This is a genomic window from Acrocarpospora phusangensis (assembly GCF_016862995.1).
Lineage (GTDB): Bacteria > Actinomycetota > Actinomycetes > Streptosporangiales > Streptosporangiaceae > Acrocarpospora > Acrocarpospora phusangensis.
In genome coordinates this window covers 1-23,286 of record NZ_BOOA01000108.1, presented here as the reverse complement: position 1 = coordinate 23,286, position 23,286 = coordinate 1, and the positions used below count along the sequence as shown (strand labels likewise).

The window sequence follows — 23,286 nt, the reverse complement described above, 5'->3', positions numbered from 1 at the left end:
CGGGATATCGGTGCGCAGCCACGACGGCAGCAGCTTCTGGACGGCGGGCAGCGCCATCACCCGGGCCAGGCCGCCGGCGACGGCCAGGGCGCCGGCCACCCACGGCAGCGCCTCCGGGATGCCGGCGGCCGCCACGATGGCGGGCAGCGCGACGGCCAGGCCGGTGCCGGTCTGCAGGATGGTCCGGATGGTCTTCTTGTTGGCGTTGGACAGCGACATGATCACTCCCTCAAATCAGGGCGGAAAACCGGGATCCGCCGGCCCCCGGCGGTCAGCTGGCGGGGGCGGTGGTCGTGGGCGACGGGCTGGCCGCCGGCTTCACGGTGCAGGAGTAGGTCCACACGTCGTCGGTCGTGGCCGAGCGGTTGCAGGTCTCGGTACGGTCCGGCCACTTCCACACGATGGTCCTGGCGGACCCGACCGGGTGGATGACCTTGGTCTCGGTGTCGCGGCACTTGCCCCATCGGGACTTGGGCAGGTTGCCCTTCTCCAGGGTGCGCTTGAGGCCGGTGCGCTCGTTGACGCAGTCGGCGATGGCGACCAGGTCGGCGGCCGCCGTGGCGGTGGCCACGGCCTGGGCGGCGGCTATCGCCGGGTCGGCGGCCGCGGTGGAGGCGCGGGCGGGAGTGACCGCGGTGGCCACCAGCAGCAGCGCTGTGACCAGCAGAAGTGCGGCCAGCGCCGCGCCGATCCGCTTCATGATCATGGTTCAGTCCTCTCGGGGGTTCCATACATGGGTGACCACCCAGGTCTCCTCGTCCACCACGGCGGTGGCGGGGATGCCCGCGGCGATCTGGATCTGACGGCACGCGGCCGCTGACCGCGGGCCGTACAGCTCGTCGACCGCCAGGCCGCGCACGTGCCGGCGGGCGGCCTCCTGCCAGGCGCCGACGTCGGCGCCCTCCATCAGCGGCTTGGGCGGCGAGGTCTGGCGCAGGTCGCGCTGGAAGAGGGGGAATCCGTCCCGCATCGGCAGCGGCTCGCCGGCCTCGCCCTCGGCGAGCAGCCGGGCGACGGCCGTACGGAAGGCGCCCATGCTGATCGAGTGCGGATCGGGCTTGCTCGCGTTGACCTCGCGGTGGCCCTTGGCGGCGGCCGCCGGCAGCTCGAACTCCCGGCACAGCTCGGCGACGAGCTGGTGGTAGGCGTCCACCTGTACGGCCGGCCACGGCTGAGACCCGTCGTTTTCGGCCTCAATGCCGATGCTGAGCGCGTTGCCGTGGTTGGCCGACGTGGTCGGCGCGTTGTGCCAGGCCCGGCCCGCGGCGATCACGTAGATGCGGCCGGACCGGCCCAGGCCGTACTGCGACAGCGGCCCGGCCAGATCCTTCCGCCCGTTGCGGACCACGCCGAGCGAGGGGTAGTCGCCGCTCCCGGCCGGGCCGGCGGTGTGATGGCAGACGATCCCGCGCACGGCGATGACCGGGCCGTGCCCGCGGGTCCGCCATCCCGGGACCTCGACCACGGGATAGTCGGTGCGTTTGGCGACCTTGGCCAGCTGGGTCAACCACGGCATGAGGGCCTCCTGGTGTCTCGTTCGGCCCCCGCTGGGGCGCGCAGAGGTGGGATGACTCGCGCGGACCGTTGGGCGGCTATCCCCCCGGAGGTCCGATTCCGAGGCCGCGACCGCCGCGGCGCCGGCAGCGGATAGATCGGACAGGTGCGCGGTCAGGTGCGGGTGAGCAGGGCGGCCAGGCCGAGCAGCACGGTGGCCGCGGTGAGCATCAGCCCGATGATGGTCAGCAGCCGTTTGCGCGCGGCCTCGGCCTCGGCCTTGGTGACGTAGCCCTCGCGCGCCTGGTCGATCTTGTCGACCCGGCCCTCCAGCTGGGCGTGCCGCTGGTCGGAGTGGTCGAGCCGCTGGATCACCAGCAGCAGCTGGCCATCGGTGCGCGTGAAACCGACCTCGACCAGGCGCCGGACGTCGGAGACTCCCGTGGCCAGGCCGGTCACGGCGGCCGCCATCCCGGGGTCGGTGACCGGGACCAGGCGGACCTCGGCGGGCAGCTCGGCGTGGTCCATTACGGGACCAGCCTGGTGACCCGCAGCAGCGACCCGGTCAGGACCTGGTTCGCGGTGCCGTTCGAGGTGACCTGGGCCCACTGCAGCTGCAGGTTGCCGGCGGTGCCCCCGACGTTCAGGGTGCCACGCAGAGCCGCCGCGAAGGTGAAGCTTGCCCCCGAGCAGCCGCACGACTGTGTCTGGGCCAGCGTGCGCACCTCGCGCATCACCTTTCCGGAGTCGGATGTGCCGGTCCAGTAGGCGTCGCTGTACCAGTCCAGGGTTGCGCCGGCGGGGGCGGTCCACCCGAACTTCATGTCGGCGAGGTCCTCGCCGAAGTACTTGACCAGGGAGTCCACCAGGTAGCGGGTGTTGGCCGCCACCGGCAGCAGCAGGTGGTCATCGTTCTGCATGACCGTGCTGGACGCGACCGACTCGTCGGCCGCTTTGATCACGTGGTTCTGCTGGACCGCGTACCGGTTGAGGTCTGCCGAGGCTAAAACCTCGCCGACCGTCCACGTCTTAAAGGCCACGCCTGCCTCCTATGCGGGGTGATCGGGCCAGGCCCATCCGGGCGAGCCGGTCCGGCGGATCTGACGGGTGACGACGCAGAATCCGCTGTCGGTGCGGACCTGCACGTTCGGGTTGGGACTGGGCAGCGGCACCGGCCGGACGGGGCAGCCGGGCGCGCACTGGTGTCCCGGGACGGTCTCGGCCACGCATTCCTCGCCCCACACGTTCGGGTCGGACAGGTCGATCTCGACCACGGTCACCACGGCCGGTTCGGGCGGCTGCAGGCACTCACTCCGGTAGAGCACGCGCTCGCCCGGCGCCGGTAGCCGCCAGCCGCCGGCCGGGTCGGGGATGGCCGGATGGGTGTCGAGCGAGCAGTCATGCACCGGCTGACCGCTCACGCGGACGTGCCGGTCATGCGCTGTTCCAGCTCGGCCAGCTCGGCGAGCAGCTCGGCCCGCCGCGCCTCCAGCGGGTCGGCCACCGGCCGGTCGTCGGGGCCGAGCACGACCCGCACCAGGTACTCCCCGGCCTCACGGTGAGCGTCGGTTTCGAGGATGTCGGCCGAGATGATCGAGCCGTCCAGGGTGGGGTCCTCGGCCGCCAGCGCCAGCGCGGCCGCGCTGGCCTGCTCGATGGCGGTTTGGCGTGGCACGCTCGCCGGGAAGCCGTGCTTGTAGATGTGCATGAGGTCCTCCGGGGCTGTTGGCGGGCCGTCAGGCCAGGGCGGTGTTGTCGAGCTGGCCCAGGTCGGGATCGTCCAGAACCAGCAGGTGAACGGTCTTGCTGGCCGACTGGAACGCCCAGGTGGTCCGCCAGTCCTTGGGCTTCCACTCGTGCTCCATGCCGCGGATCCACACATCCCGCTCGATCGGGTCGCCCCCGCCGGGGGGCCGGCGGATCACAGTGATGCGGTCGCCGATCTCGCGGCCCAGCGCGTGGGGGTAGAGCAGGTCCGGCGAGTGCGGCGGCTCGATGATCATGGAGTCGAAGTGGAGTTCCGGATCGCGGGAGATGGAGACGATCCAGGCCGCGTAGCCGAGCGCGTCGCTGTCGGACTCCATGATCAGGTTCGTCTTCTCATACGGTTGTTCGAGAAAGCGTTCGATGGATGCGGCATCCTGGACGACCTGTACGGTGCCGCCCACGCGGCCGATGCGGGCCAGGTTGACCAGCTGCTCGTCCGAATAGCGGTTCTTCAGGCCGTCGTACTTGTAGGGCAGCTCGCCGGGCAGGTCGCCGAACACGCCCTGGGGCAGGTTGCTGCGGTCCTCCAGTACGGAGGCGAACCGTCCGCGGAAGACGACCCGTCCGGCGCCGTCGATGTACAGCTCGCCGATGTCGCTGTCGGAGGTGAGCTGCAGTTCCTCAAGAGCTTTGCCGCCCAGGCTGGTCTCCTGGACGGTGACGTTCCCGACACCGATGATCCGGTCGGTGGCGGGCCAGTCGATTCCGTCGAGAATGCGGTGGATCCGCGCGCCGGACATCTCGCCGGCGCCCACCGGGGACAGCAGCGCCTCACGGTCGGCCTTGGCCAGCACCTTGAACGCGTCGGTGCACAGCGCCACGGCCTGACTGTCGGGGTCCTCCCAGGTGATGTCCCAGTCGTCGATGTAGCCGCGGAACAGGTCATAGGTGATGCCGTCCCAGGTCGCCCGGATGCGGACGGCCCGCATGGGGGTCACCTGGGTGATCCCGGCCGCCACGTACGGGCCGTCCAGGTTCTCCGGGTCGAACCGCCGGTCGCGGTTGTCCAGGACCAGGGAGGCCTTGCCCGGCTCGTAGCGCAGGATCGGCGAGGTTGCCCGGCTGACCCCCCGCTTGATCTTGAAGGATCTGAGCCATGGCGTGACGTCGACCCACACTTCCGGCGCCGCCAGCGTGGCGGTGTCGAGTTTGCCGCGCGCGGGGTCGTCCAGCGTCATGATCGTGCCGATGGCCGCGCCGGCCGGGAAGGACATCTCGGCGCTGATGATGGGATCAGTCATCGTTGCTGGCCAGCCTTCCGCCGCCGCGCCGGTAGGCGGCCAGGGCCTCGTTCAGCTCGCGCCCGACCGAGCCCTTATCGGCGGTCGGCGGGACCTGGATCGTGGCGTAGATGATCTGGGTGACGCCCCCGCGCCCGGCCGGGGCCATGACCGGCTCATCGCGCAGCGGGGACACCTTCGCGCCGGCCTGCAGGCTCAGCAGCTCGGGGCCGCGCTCGCCGACGATGGCCAGGCCGGACCGCTGGATGATGCCGCCCTCGGCCAGCAGCGGGATGTTCGGCGTGTCCAGCGAGAAGCCGCCCACCCGGCCGATGCCCGGGATGTCGATGGCCGGGATGGAGATCGAGAAGTTGTTCCACTTCTCGATCAGCCAGTTGATCGCCGACTTGAACGCGTCCTTGATCCCGTCCCACATGCCGCTCGCGACCTTGGAGATGCGGCCCGGGATGGAGGTGAAGAAGTCGATGATCTTGTCCCACCAGCCCTTGAGGGTGGTCCACACCGCCCCGGCCCCGTTGCCGATGCTGTCCCACACGCTCTTGATCGCGGGCCACAGCGTGTCGGAGAACCAGGCCCCCACGGCTTTGATCTTGTCCCAGACGGCCTGCCACGCGCTGGTCACGATGTTGCGGAACGTCTCGCTCTTGTTCCAGGCCAGCACGACGATCGCGACCAGGGCGACGATGGCGATGATGATCAGCCCGATGGGGTTGGCCATCATGGCCACGTTGAGGGCGGTCTGGACGACCGTCCACACCTTGGTGGCGGCCACGATGACCAGCACGATGGCCACCAGCGGGCCCAGCACGATGCCCAGGGTCTGCACCAGGCCGGAGTTCTGCTCGATCCACCCGGCCGTGGCGGCCAGCGCCGTGACGAGTCCCTCTTCCAGGCCGCGGCGCAGGGCCTCGACCTTGGCGCCGGCGGACTGTTCGAGGGACTGCCCGGCCCGGTCGGCCGCCCCGCCGACCGAGCCGAGAGCGGCCGTCGCGGTCGACAGGTTCATGGCCGACAGCGCGCCGGCCATGTCCTCGGCCTTGGTGCCGAACAGAGCGATCGCCGCGGCGTTCCGGTCGGCCGGGTCCTTGATCCCGCGCAGCCGTTCCAGCACGGTGCCGAAAGCGGCGGCCGCGGTCGGGCCGCCGGCGGCGAACTTGTCGACCATGTCCTGCGCGGACAGGCCGACCGCGGTGAAGCCGGCGCGGACCCGTTCCCCGCCCGCCACGGCCTCGATCGCGAATTCCTTGATCGTGTCGGCGACCACGTCCGAGTCGCGGGCGCCGGCCTGCATGGCCTGGGAGATCAGGCCCAGGGCCTGCTGCCCGGACAGGCCCATGGACCGGAACTGCGTGCCGTACTCGTTGACGGTGTCCAGCAGGTCCTGGCTCTTGTTGAGGCCCTTCTGGGTGGCGGCCTGCAGCAGGTCGAAGGCCTCCTCGGCGCTGCCGGCGATGCCGGTGCGCAGCATCTGGGAGACCGCGGCCGAGACCCGCCCGGCGTCCTCTTCCATGACCGCACCCAGGTTGGCGATCTTGGCGGCCACGTCGTCGATCGCCTTCGCGCTGGCGTCCGGCGCGACCAGGCCGTTCTGGATCGCGCCCCGGATGGCGGCGTTGCCGGTCTCGATCGAGTCGACCACGCCGCGGCTGTAGAGGCGGCCGGAGGCCTCGCCGAGGGTGGCGGCCATCGCGGGCCCGGCGCCGAGCTGGGCGGCCAGCAGCGCGTCCGACTTGGACCTCTCCAGCGCCTGGCCGACGCCGGCGGCCAGGGCGGCGCCGATCGCCACGCCCGCGACGGCGGCGTGCCCCTTGATCTTGTCGAAGGTCGCCGACGCCTGGTCGCGGGCCAGGATGTTGAACACCAGGGACGTATCGGACACCGCTCACCTCCCCCGTTTGCTGGCCTGGGCCGCGGCCTCGGCCTTGCGGTTCAGCTCGTCGATGTAGTCGCAGGCGCGCTCCAGCTCCTCCGCGGTCAGCAGGTCGCGCTGCTCCCACGGGCGGATGTGGAGGACTTCGGAGATGACTAGGGCGTAGCGCTCGCGGCGCTCTTGGAGGGGGCTTTTCCCTCCGGCTCCTCGTCGCGCGCCTCGGCCTTGGCCATGGCGTCGGTGATCTCCGCGTCCAGGGCGGTGAAGATCTGCTCGCGCTGGTCGTCGGGCAGGTTGGCCTTGGCCACCCGGTCGCGGATCGCCTGCAGCTCGGCGACGCTGTGCTCCACCAGGACCTCGCCGGCCAGGAAGTCCGGCGTGTCCTCCCAGCGCAAGCTGAGGTGCTCGCGCTTGAGCAGGTGCCACAGCAGCACCCGGCGGGCGCGCATGTTCCCCGACTGCACGGCGGCCTGCCAGGCGTCCCAGTTCTGCCCGTACCGCTTCTCGATGATCTCGGCCTCGCTGGCGCGGATCTTCGTCGGGTCGAACGTCCAGCGCTGGGCCTGGCCGGTCTCTTCGGGGGTGTACGTGATGTACATGGGGGCGCTCTCCTTATCGTCGTTGCGTGCTGGCCGCGATCCTGGCGGCCGCGTCTTCCATGGCCTTGTGCACCGCGGTGCGGAACTCGCCGCGCCGCCGCTCTAACGGGTCGTCGAAGTAGCCCGGCTTGCCCAGCTGGACCACCCACAGGCCGGTGCCGAACACCGGCCGCCGCCAGCCCTTCGCGCTGTTGAGCCGCTTGGGCGCGTGCCGGAACCCGCGCACCGCTTCGGTACGGCGGGCCCGCACCCGAGCGCCGGTCTGCCGGCCGGACAGCCGGGCCTCGGCCTTGATCTTGCGGGCGACGGCGGGGCGCAGCGGCTCGCCGTCCGCCGGCAGGCCGCCGGACCCGATCGACATCAGGCCGGCCTTGATCTCGCCGACCGCGGGCTGCAGCGCCTGGCGCAGCTCCTTGGCCAGGTCCCGGCGCAGTTTCTTGCCGTCCGCCTCGCGGCCGAGGGCGCGGGCCAGCGCCTGCAGGGCCTGCTGGTCTGCCGAGAGTTCGATCACAGCGGCCTACGCGACGGCCCGGTCGATCACGCCGGAGGTGGGGTAGGTGACGTCCAGCTCGGCGACGTCGCCGACCGCGCCGTTGATCGGCTTCCACTCCTTGATCAGGATCTTGCCGCTGTACTCGGGGTTGTTCGCGCTGGCGGCGGCGTTGCTGGCGCGGACGGCGAAGTCCTGCGGGGTGCGGGTGAGGAACAGCGCCCACATGATCGAGTCGAGTTCGGCGGCCGCGTAGTCGTTCTTCAGGCCCAGCGCCAGGGCGCCGGACGCGAGTCCGCCCGTGACTTCCTTCCAGCCGAGCGAGGCGTAGGTGGTGACTTCCTTCTCCTCCACCTCCGCCGTCAGCTCGATCTTGCTGCAGCGGTCGGACAGATCATTGGCGGCGATGGTCAGGTGAGCGGCGAGCAGCACCATCGTGGGCATGAGGGACCTCCTCGTTCGGGTGGATCAGGCGATGCCGAGGGCGGCGGCGAACAGGAATGACGGGGCGGTGCCGGTGATGGTCCAGGCGATCCGCCACCACGTGTCGGTCACCGGCCCGGCCGTCGACGCGATGAACTGGCCGCCGCGTACGGTGGCGGCCGCGAACGTGGCCCGGGTGGTCGGCGTGGCCCAGGTGTTGTCGGCGTCGGACTCCACCCGGGCGGTGATGGTCGGGGTGTCGGTGCCGGCGATGGACAGCACGTGCAGGGCGGCGAACATGCGCTGTCCCTCGGCCAGGGCGCCGAGGTTGAGCCCGGTCCCGGTCCCGGTGGCGGTGCGGGGAGTGCCCGGCGGGTGGGCCGCGGTGCCGCGCAGCAGCGGCGCGCTGCCGCTGCCGGACGACTCCCATGGGGCGACTTCGCCGACGCCCTCGCCGAGCTTGTAGCTGCCGCGCAGCACGTCGGTGAAGTAGGCCAGCTCGCCGACGTCGGCCGATTCGGGGCAGACGGTCCAGGGGTGGCGGGTGCGGCCGGTCAGCTCGGCCCAGGTGGCGTCGTCGACCTGGCCCGGGTCGCCGGCCTGCCACTGCCCGGCGCCGGAGATCTTGGTGGCGAACAGGGAGCCGATCACCTCTTTCCACCCTTCGGAGGCGTAGTTGGTGGTCGGCTTCTCCTCCAGCTCGCAGGAGAGTTCGATCTTGTTGGACTGGCCGGTCAGGTCGGCGCCGCCCGTGAACAGCCGGCAGTTGAGCAGGACGAACCCCGCCATGGTCAGCCCCTTCCGTAGACGTGGACGATGAGTTCGGCGCCGTAGAACTGGACCTCGCCGACCTGGTAGAGCCGGTAGCCCTGCACGCGCCGCAGGTGCAGGTCATCGGCCAGGCCTCCCAGCGCGGGCTCGCCCGGCGCGCCCCGGGCCGCCATCAGCGCGGCTTTGACGCTGTACTCGCCGGACCCGGCGAGGTACTTGTCCAGCAGGGCCTGCCCGGACCGGTCGTCGGCGCGGGAGACCAGCAGCCGGCAGGTGACCTGGATCTCGTCCATGCCTCGGCCGAACGTCTTGTCGAAGTCGATCTCCACCTCGCCCGCGTAGAACGCCGGCGGTGGGACCACGTCGGGCACGAAGCCGAAACAGTTCAGCGACGGGATCGGCGTACGGACCGCGTCGGCGAGCGCCTTGCGGATCTCACCCGGCTCCACGTCAGGCCATCCCGGGCAGCTCGTACGGGCCGACCATCGCGCGCACGTCCGGGTCCAGGTGCGGCAACCGGATCAGCCCCCACTCGGCCGAGCCGGCCACGCCCTCCGGGGAGGAACTGCGCCGGTACAGCCGCATCGCCTGCAGGTGCGCGGCCTGCTGGATGGTGGCCGGTTTGACGGGCCAGCCCCACCGGGTGGTGATGCGGACCCGGCCGGTGCCGGTCGGCCAGCTACCGCTCGCCAGCAGCAGTCCGGTGACGGGCTTGCCCTGGGCGAGCGCGTTCTCCGGCGCCAGCTCGTAGCCCGTCACGGCCGTCCAGGTGTTGCCGCGCCCGGTCTCCACCACCAGGTCGCCGACGTCGCCGATGTCGTCGACCAGGAGTGTCTGGCCGTCCTCATCGATGAGCACGCGACCGCGCGTCCGGAACGTCCTCGCCGAGGCAACCTCATCGAGGTAGAACCGCCGGCCGGTCTCGTCGTCGATCTTCCGGCACGCCGCGGTGATCGCCCGGGAGATCAGCACGTCCCGCTCGGTGTCGGTGATCTGCAGGTCCTTGCGGACGATCTCCAGATCGGCGTACTCGTCGTGGAGCATCAGGCCGTTGCCCTGCCCGGCGTCCGCCGCCCGCGCGGCTTGGCCGAGGCCTGCGCCTGGTCGCCCGCGCCGTCGCCCGCGCCGTCACCGGCGGGCGGTTCGGCCGGGGGCGTCGGCGCCTGGTCGCCCGGGCCCCCGTTCGGCTGGACCGGCGGCTGCACCGAAGGCGCGGGCGGCCCGGCCGGGCCAGGGTCCGCGGCCGCCGGGTCGGGGCCGGTCCAGCCGCGCAGCGCGAGCTGCTCGTCGACCAGGGCGACGCGCTCGGCCATGCCGCGCTGCCGGTAGCCGTCGCGCTCGCGCAGCAGGCCCGCGATCATCGTGTCTTCGGTCTGCGGTTCGCTCATCGGTTCCTCACTCACTGGCTGATTCGCCTCGCAATCGCGGTGGCACGGCCGGGTGCACACGCACGGCCAGCCGGGGGTGGCGTTGTAGCACCACTCGCAGTAGGGCTGTTTCGGGGGCAGGGCCAGGACCCGCCGCACCCGGCGGGTCCTGGCGGCTGGATCAGGCACCCGTGAAGGTCGGCGTGACCAGGCCGGTGCCGGCGATCTTCCGGGCGTGCGGCTGCCGCTGGAAGGTGAAGGCGTAGAAGCCGTACACCACCAGGAGGATGCCGAGGTTGGCGGCCTTGGCCTGCTCGGCGCGGATGTAGACCGGCGCGTCGGGGTCCTCCCACAGGTGGCACTCCTGCCGGTCCACCGTGTAGATCTCGTCTTCGTTGGTCCCGGCGCCGAGGTTGACCGCGATGTTGTTGTCGACGATCACCGGGGTGCCGTTGGGCAGGATGCCGCGCACGCCCCGCCCGTAGGTCTCGGCGTAGTTCGCGCCGAGGGTCTGGGCGACCACGCCGGGCTGCGTGATCAGCGGGTAGCTGGTGCCCATCGCGTTCTGCATCCAGTACCAGCGGCGCGAGTGCATGACCGCGAGGTTGTCGCCGGAGGCCTGGTCCAGCAGCGCGCCCTCCACGCCGGACAGGGCCTCGATCACCCGCGGGTACAGCTCGGCCGTGGTCGGGCTGGCGTCGGTGTAGGTGACCGCGGTTGCCGCGTTGGTCAGGCCGACCGACGCCACGTTGATCATCGTGCTGTCCAGCCGCGAGGCGTACGCGCGGAACAGGTCGCCCAGGACGACGTCCTCCACGCCCGCGCCGCGCTCGGTCGCCTGCCGGGATACGGTCTGCTGACCGGCGGCGGTGCGCACCGGGACCGACAGGACGGTGTCGTCCATGTTGGTCTCGCTGGCCGCGTCGTTCTCGGCCGCCTGGTTGTCGGCGCTGGATCCGGTGGTGATCCGGGAGATCTCCACCGTCATGCCCTGGGCCGGCAGGATGTGCGGCCGGCACGCGTCGGCGAACGGCCTCGCCGTGCGCGCCAGCGGCGCGTACATGTCGGTCAGGTACTGGGGGATGACGAGGCCGGTGAACTGGCCGGTACCGACCGCGCGCTGCTGCTGCCCCTGCAGCTGCTCGGCGCGCTCGACCTGCTCCTCCTGCATGTGCCGCGCGAGCCGGTCACGCGCGGCGTAGTCGCCCATGAACGCGGCGACCACGTCGTTCTGGAAGCGGGCGCCGCGCCGGTCCAGGTCGGGCCGGTAGGTGCGCTCCTCGGCGCCGACCCGGGCCACCCGGTCATAGGCCGGCGGCCGCGCGCCGGTCTCGGTCGACCGCGCGGCCAGGGCGGCGATCTCCTCCTCCCGCCGCTGCTCGGCCTCCAGGCCCTCCAGCTCCTGCTGCCGGCGGGTGACCTCGGCGTCGGCCGCGTCGCGCGCGGCGGCGCGCTCGGCCACGGCCTCCTCGGTCAGGTTCGGGTCGGAGCGCAGCGCCATCAGCGCGTCCTGCGCCTGGGTGCGGGTGGCGATGGCGGTGGCCAGCGCCCGGCGGGCGTTGGCGATCATCTCGGCGAGCGTCATAGCTCGGTTCTCCTTACTCTGTCGACGGTTGATCCAGACGCCCGTGTCCAGGTCAGACGGCCGTCCGAGGCGTGAGCGCCGGGCGGTCTCGTGCGCGCAGAGCGGGGCAGTGCAACCCGCGCGGGGCGGGTGGTCAGGGGCGGGGCGAGTATTCGCCCCGGGTGATGCGGTCGCACAGAATGCGCACGTCGTCCCAGAGGGCGTCTTCGGCGGGCGCGAAGTAGTGCCGGATGCCGGCGACGATCGCGGCACGCTCGGCCGTCACGGCGGCCTGCACCGCGGCCGCCACGGCGGGCGGGACGGCGGGCGTGCTCATCGGGCGAGCGCGTGTTCCAGCAGGGCGCGGGCGCGGCTGGTCGCTGGCGGCGCCGAGCGCATCCCGGCGTCGGTGTGCGGGTTGGCGCCGTACCCGACGATCGCGACGTCGCCGCGGTGGATGTCCACCCGGGTGATCCGGTACTCGGTGTAGTCCGGGCTCCACTGCCCTTGTTCGAGCCGGAACGCGAACGACATCTCATCGATCAGCCCGGCCCGCAGCTTGGGGGCGATGTAGGCCACGTCGTGGTCGGTCGGGTCCAGCTCGGGAGCGCGCACCGACAGACCGGTGTCGTCCTCGGCCAGGATCAGCGACCCGGTCGTGGTGCGGGCGATCCGGCGCAGCTGGTCGTGGGCCAGCACCAGCGGCACGTCCAGGTCGGCGCGGGCCAGCGACTCGGCGGCCGCGCCGAACGACACGATCTCGGTGTACGGCCCGTACCAGTCCCACATTTCGTAGCCGGCCTCGTAGACCGAGGCGTGGCCGGTGAACTCCAGCAGGCCGCCGCCGGACGGGGACTCGCGCAGGGCCAGGGTGGCCGGGACGCGGGCGACCGCGCGGGATCCGGCGGCCTCGGCCGAGCGGCGATGCGAAGGCCGGTCGGCGCGCTGGCGTACGTGCTGGGCGCGGGCGGCCGCCGCGGCGGCGCGGGTGATCAGGGTCATGATGTCGCTCCCGATGTCGCGGTGGCGGGCGTGGTGCGGGCAGCCCCGAATACGCGGTCGAACTCGGCCAGCTGCTCCTCGGTCAGGGGTGGCAGGTCGTCCAGCGCCCTGGCTTCGTTCGGGGTGAGGGTCCGGGAGTTGATCCGCGTCTGCAGGGTTCTGGCGCGGGCCTCCGGGTCCATGGACAGCAGCGCGCCCCGGTTGAGCTTCACGAAGCGGGGGCCGGGGACCAGGCCGCGGGACAGGGCCTGCTCGCGCCGGCTCACCGCGGGCCCCAGGTTCATGATCAGGAACTGGAGATTCCGCTGCGTGATGCTCGCGTAGGTGATGCTGCCGCCGGAGACCGCGGCGTCGATCATGTCGCTGGGGCATCCGAAGAATCGGGCGATCTCGGTCAGTGTGAACTCGCGCGCCTCAATGAACGCGGTCTGCGCGGCCACGGCTTGGATCGGTTTGAACTCCCAGTCGTTGCCGTGCACGAACAGGTCGCCGGTCTGCACCGCGGCCTTGAAGTGGTCCTTGGCGACCTGGGCCTCCGCCTTGTTGATCTTCTTGGCGGTGTTCTTCAGCTCGGCCAGCGGGATCGCGCCGCCGGCGAACCAGTCCCGGGCGAACTGCTGGGCGTTGAGGCTCTCCTCGATGCTCCACGCCGCGTACGCCACGGGCGACAGACCGAACGGGAAGCCAGCCAGGGTGAACTGCTTCTCGTGCCAGATCTCCCACGGGTCGTACGGCGTCCCGGCAACGATGTACTTGGTGATCGTGGCGCCCTTGGCGCGCACGGTGATGTCTGCCAGGGACAGCAGGTCGATCCGCGCGGGCAGGCCTCGCCCGTCCGGGCCGATCACTCCGGACCGCTCGGTGATCAGACCGAACGCGTTGCCGGCGCGATCCAAATCGACCTGGGTGGAGTACAGCCACTCCTGCATGCCGACCTGCTGGCCGCCGGGGGACACCAGGACGGGCGGCTTGGGTACCTCGGCCTGTACGCCGTTGATCACCCGGTACACGTCGACCGGCATCGTGGACAGCAGGTCGGCCCGCAGCCGCAGGCATGCCCATACGGCGCTGTGCCGCATCGCGGTGTCGTTGGTGACCACCGCCCGGGACCCGGTCCGCAGTCCGCGGCTGGCGGCCAGCAGGTCCTCGGCGCTCATCACGCTTGCCGTACGGAACAGCTTGGCCAGCGCGGTCAGCCTCGACCACACACCCATGCGCCTCTCCCTCATCCGAACGAGTCGGCCACGTCGTAGTCGTCGACCACCAGGTGGGCCCGGGTCTCGAAGGCCCACCGCGCGGTCGTCCCGCCCGTCAGCGGGGAGATGTTGCACGAGGAGACGCGCCGGCCCCACGCCCACGCATCACCCAGCGGCCGGGTCTTCACGCCGCGGATGGCCTCGGTGAACTGCTCCTGGCCGATGTGGCGCAGCGTGCCCTGCTTGACCGCGTCCGCGAACTGGCCGCACGCGGCCGCCACATCCTGCGCGGTCGGGATCGCCAGGTTCCCCCGCTTGGGCTTCTCGGGGTCCTCCGGCGGGACGATCCCCACTTTCTTCAGCGGCTCCAGCAGCGACCCGGCCGGGCCCTTGGTGTCCAGGCCGATGGCCACCGGATCCCACCGCTCGTTCAGCACCACCAGGCGGTCGACGACCCAGTCAGTCCCGGGCCGCATGTCGGCGATCTCGACATGGCCCAGGCCGTCCTCGCGCAGCCCGTAGACCACGATGCAGGCGAAGTCCCGCGACGGGGTGATGTCCACGGCGAACGCGACGTCGCCGGCGCGCTTGGACTCGGTGTCGACCAGCTGCTCCCACGCGTCCACGTCCAGCACGGCCGGCCCTTTGGAGGGGCGGGGCTTCCAGGCGCCGAGCCGCTCCATGCAGAAGCTGATGGGGCCGAGGCCGGACGGCTTGGCCTCATCGGCGACGAACTCGGGCGTGATCCGGATCCCCAGCGAGGGGTTGGTGGCGTACCGCAGATCGACGTCGGCGACGGCGGCCGCCACTGCGGCCGGGTCGGACAGGTCGACGTCGGCGCCCCAGTCGAAATGCGCGAGGCGGTCGGCGCCGTCCTCGCCGTCCGCGCGCAGCTCGTACGCCCACGCGCCCGGGTCGTTGGGCGGGGTGCCGAAGAACCACTCCTGCGGGTTGGGCCGGGCGCTGAGCGTGGGCATCATCGCGGCGCGCTGCAGCGCGGTCAGCTCCTGGGCCTCATCGAGCACGTTCTTGTCCCCGGAGAAGCCGCGGCCGCTCTTACCCGAGCGGGCCACGAACCGCAGCCGGGCGCCGCCGGCGCGCTTGGTCAGCTCGATGCCCTGCTCGCCGTTGGCCTGCCAGTACCGGTTCACCCGCCGGTCTAGGTCGGGGGTCTCCTCGCACAGGCCCTTGATCCGCAGGTATGCCTCCTGCGCCGTCTTGTACTCGTGGGCGCTGTGCAGGATGAGCTTCTCGCCGAGCAGGAACAGCCAGCCCAATTCGAGGGCCTCGATGATGCCGCCCTTGCCGTTCTGGCGCGGCACCCAGCACGAGCACTTGGTGGCCGCCCACCGGCCGCCCGGGAGTTCGCCGAGCCCGTGGGTCAGCACGAACTTCTGCCACCGGTCCAGGATCAGCCCGGCTGAGGCGGCTAGGTCGATTACCTCGGGGGCGGCGCTGCTGACGTAGTCCGGCCAGTTACTGACCCGCGGCGTCTGCGATCCGACGCGTCCGCCGTTCGGCGATCTCGTCAACGGCGCTCACCTCCTTCCCGCCCGGCAGGGATTCGAGTTCGGCGAGCGTCTCGCGCAGCTGCTTGGCGAGGGTCGCCGCGTCCTTGCCGATCGCGGCCTGCAGCTCGCGGGCGAGCTTGTCGCGGATGGCTTCCAGCGATGCCCGCCGGTCGCCCTCGCCGACGACGGTGGAGATGCGACGCGCCATGATCACCTCCGGGAATTCGCGCGGGGAGAGAGATGCGGAATGCTGGGCGCGGGGTCGACCGGGCCCGCCGGCTAAAAAACTGGGGCGGCCGCGGCGCGCGGAGCGATCACCACTCCTGCGAGGTCTTCAGCGGGGTCGGCACCGGCCGGTTGCCTCGCTCCTGGTTGCACTTGCGAGGTGATCCATCGCGGCCCTTGCACACCGGGCACGGGGCGCTGGATCCGTGGGCCGGGCGCATGGCGTGCGGGTCGATGGGCTGGTCTTCGTCGATCGAGATGGGCACCAGGTGGTCGGCCTGCCCTGCCCCCTCGTGCCCGCAGATCCAGCACACCCTGCCGTAGATCAGGAACATCTGGCGCCGGGCCCTGCGGTAGGGGCGACCCCCCCTATGCCGAGCTGTGCCCATGACCACCCCCGGGGGGCTATGCCGCGCTTCCGCCGAGGCGGAAGTCGGAGGGTCTGGCGAGCATGCCGCGGAAGGCGCACCAGGCGTGCAGCTGCAGGCGGCGGTCCAGGTCCTCTCCGATCGCGTCGCGCGCCTCGGCGACCCAGAGCGGGGTGTGCCGCGATTCGAGGACCTCGCCGGCGACGACGGGACCGGCGGGCGTACTGGTGTGCCAGGCCTGGCTCGCGGCCCTCATAGCCGGGTCCGGTCGAACGTGAGCAGCTCGCCGGACGCGTCGGGCTCGCCGGGCTCGTACGGCTCGTCGGGCTCGTAGACGGCGACCGGGATCAGGCCCGGTACCACTACGACGCGTACGCCGGGCAGCTCCTCGGCCAGCTGCCGCGTGATGCCCTTGACCTCGCCGAGGGTGGCGTGGAGGTTGCAGCCAACCACCAGCGTGTGCCCGGGCCGCACGGTCGCCGACCCATAGACGAGGTTGACGAGCATCTCGGTCTTGGGGATGTCGGCCATCAGCGCCTCCTCATCGCGGTGAGGGGCGGGCGCCGTTGACCATGCCGCGCGCGGCGATCGTGCGTTCCCAGTGCAGGTTCGCCTGGGGCATGGTCTCCTCGCGCGGGCCGCGCCCGGTGATCCCGCAGCTGCACGAGAACTCGATCACGCCCGTGGGCCTCCGTACGACCCATCCGTTCTCGTCGGTGCCCACGATCTGCGAGTCGGCCCGTACGACGACGTCATGGCAGTCCAGGGGTGGCAGGGCTTGGATCGCCACCTTGAAGGGCGGCTTGCGGGCGGTGTCGCCGGTATCGGGGTCGACGACCATCCGGCCCTGCGGGTCCGGCGCGTACTGGTGCACGATCATCACCAGCTGCTCGTCCACCTGGTGGATGGTGAACAGGTAGGTGCTGCCGGCGTCCACCTCGTGCTCGGCCAGCCACGCCCCCCACTCCTGCGAGTGCCAAGGCCCCCACTGCATCGCGTCGGCGACCAGGACGGGATGGCCCGGGCCGTACGCCGCGGCGTCGCTCGCCTGGGCGGGTGTGGTGCTGGTCTGCATACGCTCTCCTGGTGGGGTGGCCATCACAGGCCGGGGCCGATGGTGAGGGTGCCGACGCGCTCGGTCGGCGTACGGGGCGGGGTGTCGGTGATCCGCACCCAGATGTCGTAGACGGCCGGGGCCAGGGCGCCCACGGTGGAGCCAGGCCCCACCGTGATCACGATGAAGCTGCCCTCCCACCCGGCGGTGTGGTACTCCTCGGCGGCCGGTTCCCGGTGCTCGTCGGCCGCGATGAAAGCGACCTTGACGGGCAGGGCGACCAGGTCGGGCCCGGCCGGGATAAGGACGTCGTCGGTGGCGGTGGCCGCCAGGTGCATGCCGATCACCTCCTGCGGGGCCGGCCGAAGCCGTACGGGTGGCCGCGGGGCTCTCCCAGGCCGTGGTCACGTCCGCGGGGCCGGCCGAATCCGTGGTCGCGGCCGCGGGGCTCGCCGAGAACCACCTGGACGGGTTCGGCCGTCGCGGCGCCGTTGCTGGCGGTGTCCGTGACGGCCAGGGCGTCGGCGGCGGTGCGGGCCAGGGCGAGCGGGCCGCGGATGGCCGTGTCGGTCACGGTGAGGGTGTCGGCGGCCGCGGCCGGGATGGCGTTGGTGGCCTCCGCGCTGTCGGCGACCGAAACGGCGTCGGTGGCGGCCCGGGCGGCCGCGGTGGCCCGGGCGGCGACATCGGCGGCCGTCAGCGTGTCGCCGACGGCCCGGCCGGTGGTGAGGGTTCGCACGGCGGCGTCGGCGACGGCCAGGGCGTCGCCGGCGTTGCGTCCCCAGGTGACCAGACCCGCCGCGGCGTCGGCGACGGTGAGCGCATCGGCGGCGGCCCTGTCCAGCGGCACCGTACTGGCCGCGGTGTCGGCGACCGTCAGCGAGTCCGCGGCGGCCCGGGCCTGGGTCGCCGAGGCGGCCGCGGCGTCGGCGACGGTGGCGGTGTCGCCGGCGGTTCGTGCGGCGGTCAGCGCGCCGGCGGCCGTGTCGGCCACGGTCAGGCTGTCGGCGGCGTCGCCGGTCGCAGGGCCTCCGCCGCCGCTCGCGGCGACCAGGGCCAGCGAAGCCGTGACCACGCCCGAGCTGCTGGCCGAGCAGACCGAGTTCGGCGGGGTGACCGCGACGTTGATCGTGTTGACGACGGCCAGGCCGTCGTCGGCGGCCTCGGTGATCGTCCCGCCGCTGCCGTTGGCCAGGGTGAGAGTATCGCCGCGTTCGGTGTAGCCGGACGGCGGGCTAACCGAGGTGGACCCGGTCGACTGGCGCTCGCCGATCGCCGACAGGATGCTGCAGCCGTCGACGGTCGGCGTGACCGCCGGGTGAGCGTGCGACGAAACCGCGGTGGCGGACTCCTGCCGGAACGTCAGCGCGTTCACGTACGCGGTGCTCGGCGCGCCCCGGTAGATCTCCAGAACGGCGCTCTGCCGGTTGGTCCCGTTCATCGCCAGGACGATGTTGCCGGACTCGCTGCCGGTGCAGACGCGCGAGATGCACCGCAGCCGCAGCGAGCCCTGCGCGCTGTTCTGGCTGCCCTCCAGCGCCCACCCGGCCGGGTCGGTGACGGTGTTGCCGGTGGAGGAGGACCACCAGATGATCGCCACGTCGCCCGCGGCCGGCGCGTCCGGGCCGGTCGGCCACGCGACGTTGAGGTTGGCCGTGTTCCCGCCGGCCGTGTTCCCCGAGACGTAGTTCAGCCCCACGATCAGCCCTCTCCGCTCGCGTCCCGGATCGATCCGGAACGATCCGGAACGGCCCAGGAACAGCCCGGAACGATCCGGATCAGGACAGGGTCACGGTCTGGGTCACGGTCAGCTGGTCGCCGCTGCTGGACAGCGTCGCGGTCGCGTTGAGCAGCGTCTCGTGCACCAGGGTCCCGCTCGCCGCGGCGTTGAGCACGCCGATCTTGGCGATGGTCACCGGCAGGGCGTCGCTGCCGTTGGCCGTGAACGTCTTGGTGAGGGTGTAGGTGGAGGCGCCGCCCGTGTGGGCGTAGGTGGCGGCCGAGCGGATCAGGCCGCCGCCGCCCGTGGTGATCTCGCCGGGCAGCGTGGTGTTGGCGGCCGAGGGCGCGGTGGCGTTGGCCGACAGCGCGATGTACTCGGCGACGGCCGGGCGGCCGCTCGCCTTGCCGATGCTGTCGGCGATCATGTCGCGGCCCGCGTTGGTCATCATGGCTCAGGCCTCCGGGTCCGGGTCGCGCAGCTCGCACCCATAGTGGGCGGCGAGCAGCTCGGCGAGCGCGGGATCGGTGGAGGCCACCCAGGCCGGGGCGGCCGCGTCGGAGTGGGCGGCCCACACGCCGTTCGGTGAGGTGATCTCGCTCGCGGCTTCCAGCAGCGACGCGTCGGGCCGGATGGTCACGCTGGTGCAGCGCTTCCCGGGCAGGGCCTGCCGGTCCTCGCCCTGCACTGCTTGGCGGTTCCCGAGCCAGACATGGATGGTGGGAGACATTGGCACCTCCGGGGGGCGTGCTGATCGCGGACAGGCGCGCACCCTCAGAACGCCCGCCCGCGAAGTTTGGTGAAGCCGGCCGAGGGGGCCGGGAAACGCGGAAACCCCGCTACTCGAACGGGGTTTCGGACACGCGTGATGTGCCCCGATCATGAGTTATCCACAGGCCGGGTGTCAAGCCAGGTCAGGACGCCCGCCGGGTACGGGCCCGGCGCTGCTCGGCCGCGGCGGCCTGCCGGGCCAGCCAGGCCCACTGCTGCATCGGCCAACACGGCTTGCCGCGCCACCAGGTGCCCACATCGCGCAGCGGCGGCTCGCACAGGCCCCAGCACAAGATGGCGATCTGGTCGCCGGGCAGGGCGTGGACCTTCCAGGTGTAGCCGCCGCCGGTCGGGGACTGCGGGGACAGGCCATGGCACCAGGGGCAGACGGCGGCGACCACCTGGCCGTCGTCGGCCAGCGCCAGCGCACGCGCCACCCGGGCGGTCAGCCCGCGCAGGATCGGGGCGGCCCAGGCCAGCGTCTGCCGGTCGACCCGGTCCAGGCGGAAGGCGGCCGCGCCGAGGTAGGGGCGCGGGTCGGCCAGGCCCGAACTCGGCGGCGGGAGCGGCTCGGCGACGCCCGCGGCCTCGGCGACTGCGTCGTACAGCATGACGGCGTCGGCCAGCACGTCGGTCATCAGGTCGACGATGTCCAGCTCGATCGGCACGGGCGCCTCGCCGGGCGCCACGTCGGCCCGCTCGTGCCGCTCCATGCGGGCCAGCCAGTCCAGTTCTTCCCGCGCCTGGACCGACAGTTCGACCGCCCGCGTGCGGCGGGCCGAGCCGGGCACCCGCGCCTCCACGATCGCCGGCCACAGCACGGTCAGCGCGTCGAGCTCGGCGGCCAGGCGGTCGGCGAGCGGGCCGGGCTCGCGGTCGGGCGGGGGCCTCATCGGCCGCCGCGCACGATGGCCACGTTCTCGAACATGTGACCATTTTTGCTGATCAAGCCGAGGTTGTGATCACCCCTCGCCGGAGGGGCGGCCGGTGAAGTCGTGGCAGTGGCCGCAGTAGCCCTCGGCCACGTCGACCGGGTGGTGGGACGTGCGGCCGCAGCGGGGGCAGGTGATCGAATCACGCTGCTCGGGCGGCGGCTGGCGGGGCACGCTGGTGGCGAAGTCCGGGTAGTAGTTGCCGGCGGCGGCGACCACCTGGCCGCCGCTGTGGGAGTCGCACACCGGCAGCCACTCCCGCGCCGCCGGCACCCAGCGCCAGCCGCGCGCGGTCCGGCCGCAGCTGTAGCTGCACGGCTGTTTCCCGCCGGTCGGTTGCGGGGGCAGGGTCCGTTCGGCGGACTTCACGCGCCCTCGCTCATCGCGGCGTCCACGGCGGCCAGCACCTGGGTGAGGATGGCCACGGCCTTCTCATCGTGCAGCAGCCCGCGCTGCTCGACCCGCTGCGCGGCGTAGGAAAGCTCCCGCTGCCAGCCCGGCCGGTGGGCCAGGATCGCGGCCAGGCGGCGCTCGGCCCGGTCGACCCGCTCGCGGAGCGCGGCCACACCGGCCTCGCTCTGCACGGCCTTGAGTTCGGCCAGGTCGCCCTCGGCCCGCTCGGCGCGCAGCTGCCAGGGCAGGGCCCACTCGGCCGGCAGGCCGCCGCCGCCGGTCAGGGTGCGGATGTGGCCGACCACCGCGGTGGCGCCGGCCAGCTGGCGGACCGTGTCCTCATGCTGATCGGCGAGGGTCTTGTAGGCGCTGATCAGGCGCAGGGCCGGGCCCGCCGGCACCTGGCTGGCGGGCCGCCACATCAGCCGGGCTTCCAGCTCCCGGATCTCGTCGGGGGTCACGCGTCCATCCGTTCGTCAGGGTTTCGCAGGGTTGGTCAGGGTGGTCAGCGCCGGGCCCGGCGCCGCCCGGTCGGGGGGCGGAACGGCACGACGTTGGCGGGGAGCAGGCCCGGCAGCTCGGGCTGGACGGGCCGCAGTTTCGGGCAACCGCCCTTGATGAAGTGCGGCCTGAACAAGTGTTCGACCCTGTGCAGGTCGGGTGCCTCGGCGCCGTCCATCGAGCGGGAGACCCACCGCTGCAGCGAGTCCTTCATGACGGCCTGGTTGCCGGTCGGGTCGGGCTTGGCCTCGACCGCGAGCCGTGCGCCGTGCGCGGTGCGGGTCCAAAGGATCTGCTGCCCGCATCGGGCCGGGCAGGGCTGCAGGTCATGGCGGGTAGGGATCATGGCGGGGACCTCCCCCACGAATCATCTGCGTGAATTCCCTTCACCAACATCATCTCTTTCGAGTCGCTTATTCGCACGCGGGTTCGATCAGCGACCCAGCTCGGGCCGGATGAAGTCCAGGGCGATCCCGGCCAGCCGGTCCAGGTAGTCCCGGTCGGCGGCCAGGTCGGGCCAGGCCCAGGCGAGCGCCTCGGCCATGCCCAGCTGCGCGATGTCGGCCGGGTCCGGCAGTGGGCCCGGCGCGACGATCAGCCGGGTGCGCGTGCACCGCTCGGTGGCGACGTTGCCCAGGCGCTCAATGGCTTCCCAGCGAGGAGCGTGGAGCAGGCTCATACGGTTTCCCCTTCGCGCGGAGCATGGTTGTTCGGGCGGCCGCGGCGACGCGGGCGCGGTGGTCCGGATCGGCCGGGCCGGCCTCCCGGATGACAGTGGACGGGGCGACCCACGGCGCGTGATCGGGTTCGGGCGCGAGCAGCAGCTGGTCCAGCCGCCAGCGGGCGATCGAGGCCGGATGCTCCCCGTCGTGGACGCTGGCCAGCGTGCGGGCCAGCTGGTCGGTGCTGTAGCCCGCGATCATCAGCGCCATGATCCGGGGCGCGAGGTACCAGGGCAGCCCGGCCCGGGCCAGCAGGCCCAGGGCCAGGTCCCCGTACCGGGGCGGGTAGTGGACCATCAGGCTGAGCACCTGGCCAGGGGTCAGCCAGACATCCCCCTGGTCCCTCGGTGCCGGTAACGGCGGGAGCTTGGCGAGGTCCCGCAGCTCGCCCACGGTGCTCAGCACGGTGGCGGGGCTGTGGCCTGTGATGCGCGCGGGACTGTTGTTAACTGGTTCTATGTCGCGTTTTGCGGCATATGTTGTGACCTGCGACGATCCGGCATCCTCGCTGGGTGCGAGCCGCTCGGCCGCCGGGGACGCGTCGCGCTCGGTCGCCCGCGAGGCCGCGAGGGATGCGTCCAGCAGCGCCCACGCCTCGTGCGTGGCGACCATCCGGGCGGGCTCGGACACGGCCACGATCAGGTGCTGCCACAGGCCTTTGCCGACCTGGCGGCGGGCCTGCAGCAGCAGACCGGCCGCGGTCAGGATGCGGTTGTCGCGGCGAAGCGCGTGCATGGTCAGGCCGTAGGCGGCGGCCATGTCCTCGCGGAGCACTCCCGGCAAGGGCGGGCGAGTGAGGTACTTCTGCAGCAGGCCGATCGCGGCGTTGCTCACGTGCTGCACGGCGGAATGCCAGATGTCCAGCACGCCGAAGGACAGGACGAACGTCCCGGTGAGAGTCAATGGAGCCCCCGTGGTGACGTGCGCGCTCATCCGGCCGCCAGGGCGACCTGCAGAGCGCGGGCAAACCAGAACAGGTAGAAGACGGCGAGCGGCGCCGCCATGGCCGCGATATCGGCGCGGCCACGGCGGTAGAGCAGGCGGCTCAGGATCGCCAGGGCGATCCCCGCTCCGGCCAGTAGGGCCAGGCAGAGCGGGATCATCGGGCCTACAGCTGCACCGTGAGGTAGAGCGTGTACCGGTCCGCCTCGTCACGCCGGGGGATGAGGTTCGACTTGCTCACCACGGTGTACGTGCGCTCGGCGGCGGCCCGCATGGACTCGATCTGCTCGCGCGTCCCGATCAGGCTGACCTGCGGAAGCTTGGCGCGGGGCGCCTGGGCCCGGGCCTGGGTGGACGGGCCCG

38 protein-coding genes are annotated in these 23,286 nt (G+C 72.1%); all 38 read right to left on the bottom strand.

Going from position 1 to position 23,286, the window contains the following annotated elements:
- Positions 1-219, bottom strand: a 219-nt coding sequence (locus Aph01nite_RS36915) for a hypothetical protein (protein ID WP_204045722.1), incomplete at its 3' end; no start/stop codon positions are given.
- A gap of 52 nt (positions 220-271) precedes the next feature.
- Positions 272-706 carry a hypothetical protein gene (locus Aph01nite_RS36910; protein ID WP_204045721.1) on the bottom strand — a complete coding sequence of 145 codons (435 nt, stop codon included), beginning with the start codon at positions 704-706 and terminating at the stop codon, positions 272-274.
- Positions 707-709: 3 nt separating this feature from the next.
- On the bottom strand, positions 710-1,516 hold the full coding sequence (locus tag Aph01nite_RS36905) for a peptidoglycan recognition protein family protein (protein WP_204045720.1): 807 nt from the start codon (positions 1,514-1,516) through the stop codon (positions 710-712).
- Positions 1,517-1,668: 152 nt separating this feature from the next.
- The gene (locus Aph01nite_RS36900) at positions 1,669-2,022 is read right to left on the bottom strand and encodes a hypothetical protein (RefSeq protein WP_204045719.1); all 354 of its coding nucleotides are present in this window, start codon (positions 2,020-2,022) and stop codon (positions 1,669-1,671) included.
- On the bottom strand, positions 2,022-2,534 hold the full coding sequence (locus Aph01nite_RS36895; RefSeq protein WP_204045718.1) for a hypothetical protein: 513 nt from the start codon (positions 2,532-2,534) through the stop codon (positions 2,022-2,024). The genes Aph01nite_RS36900 and Aph01nite_RS36895 overlap by 1 nt, the downstream gene beginning before the upstream one ends.
- Before the next feature lie 9 nt (positions 2,535-2,543).
- Positions 2,544-2,915 (bottom strand): hypothetical protein, encoded by a 372-nt coding sequence (locus Aph01nite_RS36890; RefSeq protein WP_204045717.1) that lies wholly within the window; start codon positions 2,913-2,915, stop codon positions 2,544-2,546.
- Positions 2,912-3,202: a hypothetical protein gene (locus Aph01nite_RS36885; RefSeq protein WP_204045716.1), complete on the bottom strand. Its 291-nt coding sequence runs from the start codon at positions 3,200-3,202 to the stop codon at positions 2,912-2,914. Before Aph01nite_RS36885 ends, Aph01nite_RS36890 begins: the two co-directional genes overlap by 4 nt.
- 28 nt (positions 3,203-3,230) lie before the next feature.
- Positions 3,231-4,502 (bottom strand): hypothetical protein, encoded by a 1,272-nt coding sequence (locus tag Aph01nite_RS36880; RefSeq protein WP_204045715.1) that lies wholly within the window; start codon positions 4,500-4,502, stop codon positions 3,231-3,233.
- The gene (locus tag Aph01nite_RS36875) at positions 4,495-6,381 is read right to left on the bottom strand and encodes a phage tail tape measure protein (RefSeq protein WP_204045714.1); all 1,887 of its coding nucleotides are present in this window, start codon (positions 6,379-6,381) and stop codon (positions 4,495-4,497) included. The genes Aph01nite_RS36880 and Aph01nite_RS36875 overlap by 8 nt, the downstream gene beginning before the upstream one ends.
- A 146-nt stretch (positions 6,382-6,527) precedes the next feature.
- Positions 6,528-6,971 carry a hypothetical protein gene (locus Aph01nite_RS36870; RefSeq protein WP_204045713.1) on the bottom strand — a complete coding sequence of 148 codons (444 nt, stop codon included), beginning with the start codon at positions 6,969-6,971 and terminating at the stop codon, positions 6,528-6,530.
- Positions 6,972-6,984: 13 nt separating this feature from the next.
- Positions 6,985-7,482, bottom strand: a complete 498-nt coding sequence (locus Aph01nite_RS36865) for a hypothetical protein (protein WP_204045712.1) — start codon at positions 7,480-7,482, stop codon at positions 6,985-6,987.
- Positions 7,483-7,488: 6 nt separating this feature from the next.
- On the bottom strand, positions 7,489-7,905 hold the full coding sequence (locus tag Aph01nite_RS36860) for a hypothetical protein (protein ID WP_204045711.1): 417 nt from the start codon (positions 7,903-7,905) through the stop codon (positions 7,489-7,491).
- A 24-nt stretch (positions 7,906-7,929) separates the two neighbouring features.
- Complete coding sequence (locus Aph01nite_RS36855) at positions 7,930-8,673, bottom strand: hypothetical protein (protein ID WP_204045710.1); 744 nt, start codon at positions 8,671-8,673, stop codon at positions 7,930-7,932.
- A 2-nt stretch (positions 8,674-8,675) separates the two neighbouring features.
- Positions 8,676-9,104: a hypothetical protein gene (locus Aph01nite_RS36850; protein ID WP_204045709.1), complete on the bottom strand. Its 429-nt coding sequence runs from the start codon at positions 9,102-9,104 to the stop codon at positions 8,676-8,678.
- A gap of 1 nt (position 9,105) precedes the next feature.
- Entirely contained in the window at positions 9,106-9,699 is a 594-nt protein-coding gene (locus tag Aph01nite_RS36845) for a hypothetical protein (RefSeq protein ID WP_204045708.1), read from the bottom strand.
- Positions 9,699-10,043, bottom strand: a complete 345-nt coding sequence (locus tag Aph01nite_RS36840) for a hypothetical protein (protein ID WP_204045707.1) — start codon at positions 10,041-10,043, stop codon at positions 9,699-9,701. Before Aph01nite_RS36840 ends, Aph01nite_RS36845 begins: the two co-directional genes overlap by 1 nt.
- A 160-nt stretch (positions 10,044-10,203) precedes the next feature.
- The gene (locus Aph01nite_RS36835; protein WP_204045706.1) at positions 10,204-11,607 is read right to left on the bottom strand and encodes a hypothetical protein; all 1,404 of its coding nucleotides are present in this window, start codon (positions 11,605-11,607) and stop codon (positions 10,204-10,206) included.
- A 133-nt stretch (positions 11,608-11,740) separates the two neighbouring features.
- Positions 11,741-11,923: a hypothetical protein gene (locus tag Aph01nite_RS36830; protein WP_204045705.1), complete on the bottom strand. Its 183-nt coding sequence runs from the start codon at positions 11,921-11,923 to the stop codon at positions 11,741-11,743.
- Complete coding sequence (locus Aph01nite_RS36825) at positions 11,920-12,588, bottom strand: HK97 family phage prohead protease (protein WP_204045704.1); 669 nt, start codon at positions 12,586-12,588, stop codon at positions 11,920-11,922. Before Aph01nite_RS36825 ends, Aph01nite_RS36830 begins: the two co-directional genes overlap by 4 nt.
- The gene (locus Aph01nite_RS36820; RefSeq protein ID WP_204045703.1) at positions 12,585-13,802 is read right to left on the bottom strand and encodes a phage portal protein; all 1,218 of its coding nucleotides are present in this window, start codon (positions 13,800-13,802) and stop codon (positions 12,585-12,587) included. Before Aph01nite_RS36820 ends, Aph01nite_RS36825 begins: the two co-directional genes overlap by 4 nt.
- 11 nt (positions 13,803-13,813) lie before the next feature.
- Complete coding sequence (locus tag Aph01nite_RS36815) at positions 13,814-15,316, bottom strand: terminase large subunit domain-containing protein (RefSeq protein ID WP_204045702.1); 1,503 nt, start codon at positions 15,314-15,316, stop codon at positions 13,814-13,816.
- Complete coding sequence (locus Aph01nite_RS36810; RefSeq protein ID WP_204045701.1) at positions 15,261-15,503, bottom strand: hypothetical protein; 243 nt, start codon at positions 15,501-15,503, stop codon at positions 15,261-15,263. Before Aph01nite_RS36810 ends, Aph01nite_RS36815 begins: the two co-directional genes overlap by 56 nt.
- Before the next feature lie 106 nt (positions 15,504-15,609).
- Entirely contained in the window at positions 15,610-15,855 is a 246-nt protein-coding gene (locus tag Aph01nite_RS36805) for a hypothetical protein (RefSeq protein ID WP_204045700.1), read from the bottom strand.
- Positions 15,856-15,925: 70 nt separating this feature from the next.
- Positions 15,926-16,144, bottom strand: a complete 219-nt coding sequence (locus Aph01nite_RS36800) for a hypothetical protein (RefSeq protein ID WP_204045699.1) — start codon at positions 16,142-16,144, stop codon at positions 15,926-15,928.
- Positions 16,141-16,419 (bottom strand): hypothetical protein, encoded by a 279-nt coding sequence (locus tag Aph01nite_RS36795; RefSeq protein ID WP_204045698.1) that lies wholly within the window; start codon positions 16,417-16,419, stop codon positions 16,141-16,143. The genes Aph01nite_RS36800 and Aph01nite_RS36795 overlap by 4 nt, the downstream gene beginning before the upstream one ends.
- 10 nt (positions 16,420-16,429) lie before the next feature.
- Entirely contained in the window at positions 16,430-16,963 is a 534-nt protein-coding gene (locus Aph01nite_RS36790; RefSeq protein WP_204045697.1) for a hypothetical protein, read from the bottom strand.
- A 23-nt stretch (positions 16,964-16,986) separates the two neighbouring features.
- Positions 16,987-17,289: a hypothetical protein gene (locus Aph01nite_RS36785; RefSeq protein WP_204045696.1), complete on the bottom strand. Its 303-nt coding sequence runs from the start codon at positions 17,287-17,289 to the stop codon at positions 16,987-16,989.
- Positions 17,286-18,641: a hypothetical protein gene (locus Aph01nite_RS36780; RefSeq protein ID WP_204045695.1), complete on the bottom strand. Its 1,356-nt coding sequence runs from the start codon at positions 18,639-18,641 to the stop codon at positions 17,286-17,288. The genes Aph01nite_RS36785 and Aph01nite_RS36780 overlap by 4 nt, the downstream gene beginning before the upstream one ends.
- Positions 18,642-18,720: 79 nt before the next feature.
- Positions 18,721-19,113: a hypothetical protein gene (locus Aph01nite_RS36775; protein ID WP_204045694.1), complete on the bottom strand. Its 393-nt coding sequence runs from the start codon at positions 19,111-19,113 to the stop codon at positions 18,721-18,723.
- Positions 19,114-19,116: 3 nt separating this feature from the next.
- Entirely contained in the window at positions 19,117-19,392 is a 276-nt protein-coding gene (locus Aph01nite_RS36770; RefSeq protein ID WP_204045693.1) for a hypothetical protein, read from the bottom strand.
- 184 nt (positions 19,393-19,576) lie between these two features.
- Positions 19,577-20,326 carry a hypothetical protein gene (locus tag Aph01nite_RS36765; protein WP_204045692.1) on the bottom strand — a complete coding sequence of 250 codons (750 nt, stop codon included), beginning with the start codon at positions 20,324-20,326 and terminating at the stop codon, positions 19,577-19,579.
- 69 nt (positions 20,327-20,395) lie between these two features.
- A complete protein-coding gene (locus Aph01nite_RS36760; protein WP_204045691.1) occupies positions 20,396-20,734 on the bottom strand; it encodes a hypothetical protein in 339 nt (112 codons plus the stop codon).
- Positions 20,731-21,219: a hypothetical protein gene (locus Aph01nite_RS36755; protein WP_204045690.1), complete on the bottom strand. Its 489-nt coding sequence runs from the start codon at positions 21,217-21,219 to the stop codon at positions 20,731-20,733. Before Aph01nite_RS36755 ends, Aph01nite_RS36760 begins: the two co-directional genes overlap by 4 nt.
- Positions 21,220-21,263: 44 nt before the next feature.
- Positions 21,264-21,605, bottom strand: coding sequence for a hypothetical protein (locus tag Aph01nite_RS36750; RefSeq protein WP_204045689.1), 342 nt, complete (start codon positions 21,603-21,605; stop codon positions 21,264-21,266).
- Positions 21,606-21,692: 87 nt separating this feature from the next.
- The gene (locus Aph01nite_RS36745; protein WP_204045688.1) at positions 21,693-21,938 is read right to left on the bottom strand and encodes a hypothetical protein; all 246 of its coding nucleotides are present in this window, start codon (positions 21,936-21,938) and stop codon (positions 21,693-21,695) included.
- Positions 21,901-22,914 carry a hypothetical protein gene (locus Aph01nite_RS36740; protein WP_204045687.1) on the bottom strand — a complete coding sequence of 338 codons (1,014 nt, stop codon included), beginning with the start codon at positions 22,912-22,914 and terminating at the stop codon, positions 21,901-21,903. Before Aph01nite_RS36740 ends, Aph01nite_RS36745 begins: the two co-directional genes overlap by 38 nt.
- Positions 22,911-23,084, bottom strand: coding sequence for a hypothetical protein (locus Aph01nite_RS36735; RefSeq protein WP_204045686.1), 174 nt, complete (start codon positions 23,082-23,084; stop codon positions 22,911-22,913). The genes Aph01nite_RS36740 and Aph01nite_RS36735 overlap by 4 nt, the downstream gene beginning before the upstream one ends.
- Before the next feature lie 5 nt (positions 23,085-23,089).
- The coding region (locus Aph01nite_RS36730) for a hypothetical protein (protein WP_204045685.1) at positions 23,090-23,286 on the bottom strand (197 nt) is incomplete at its 5' end.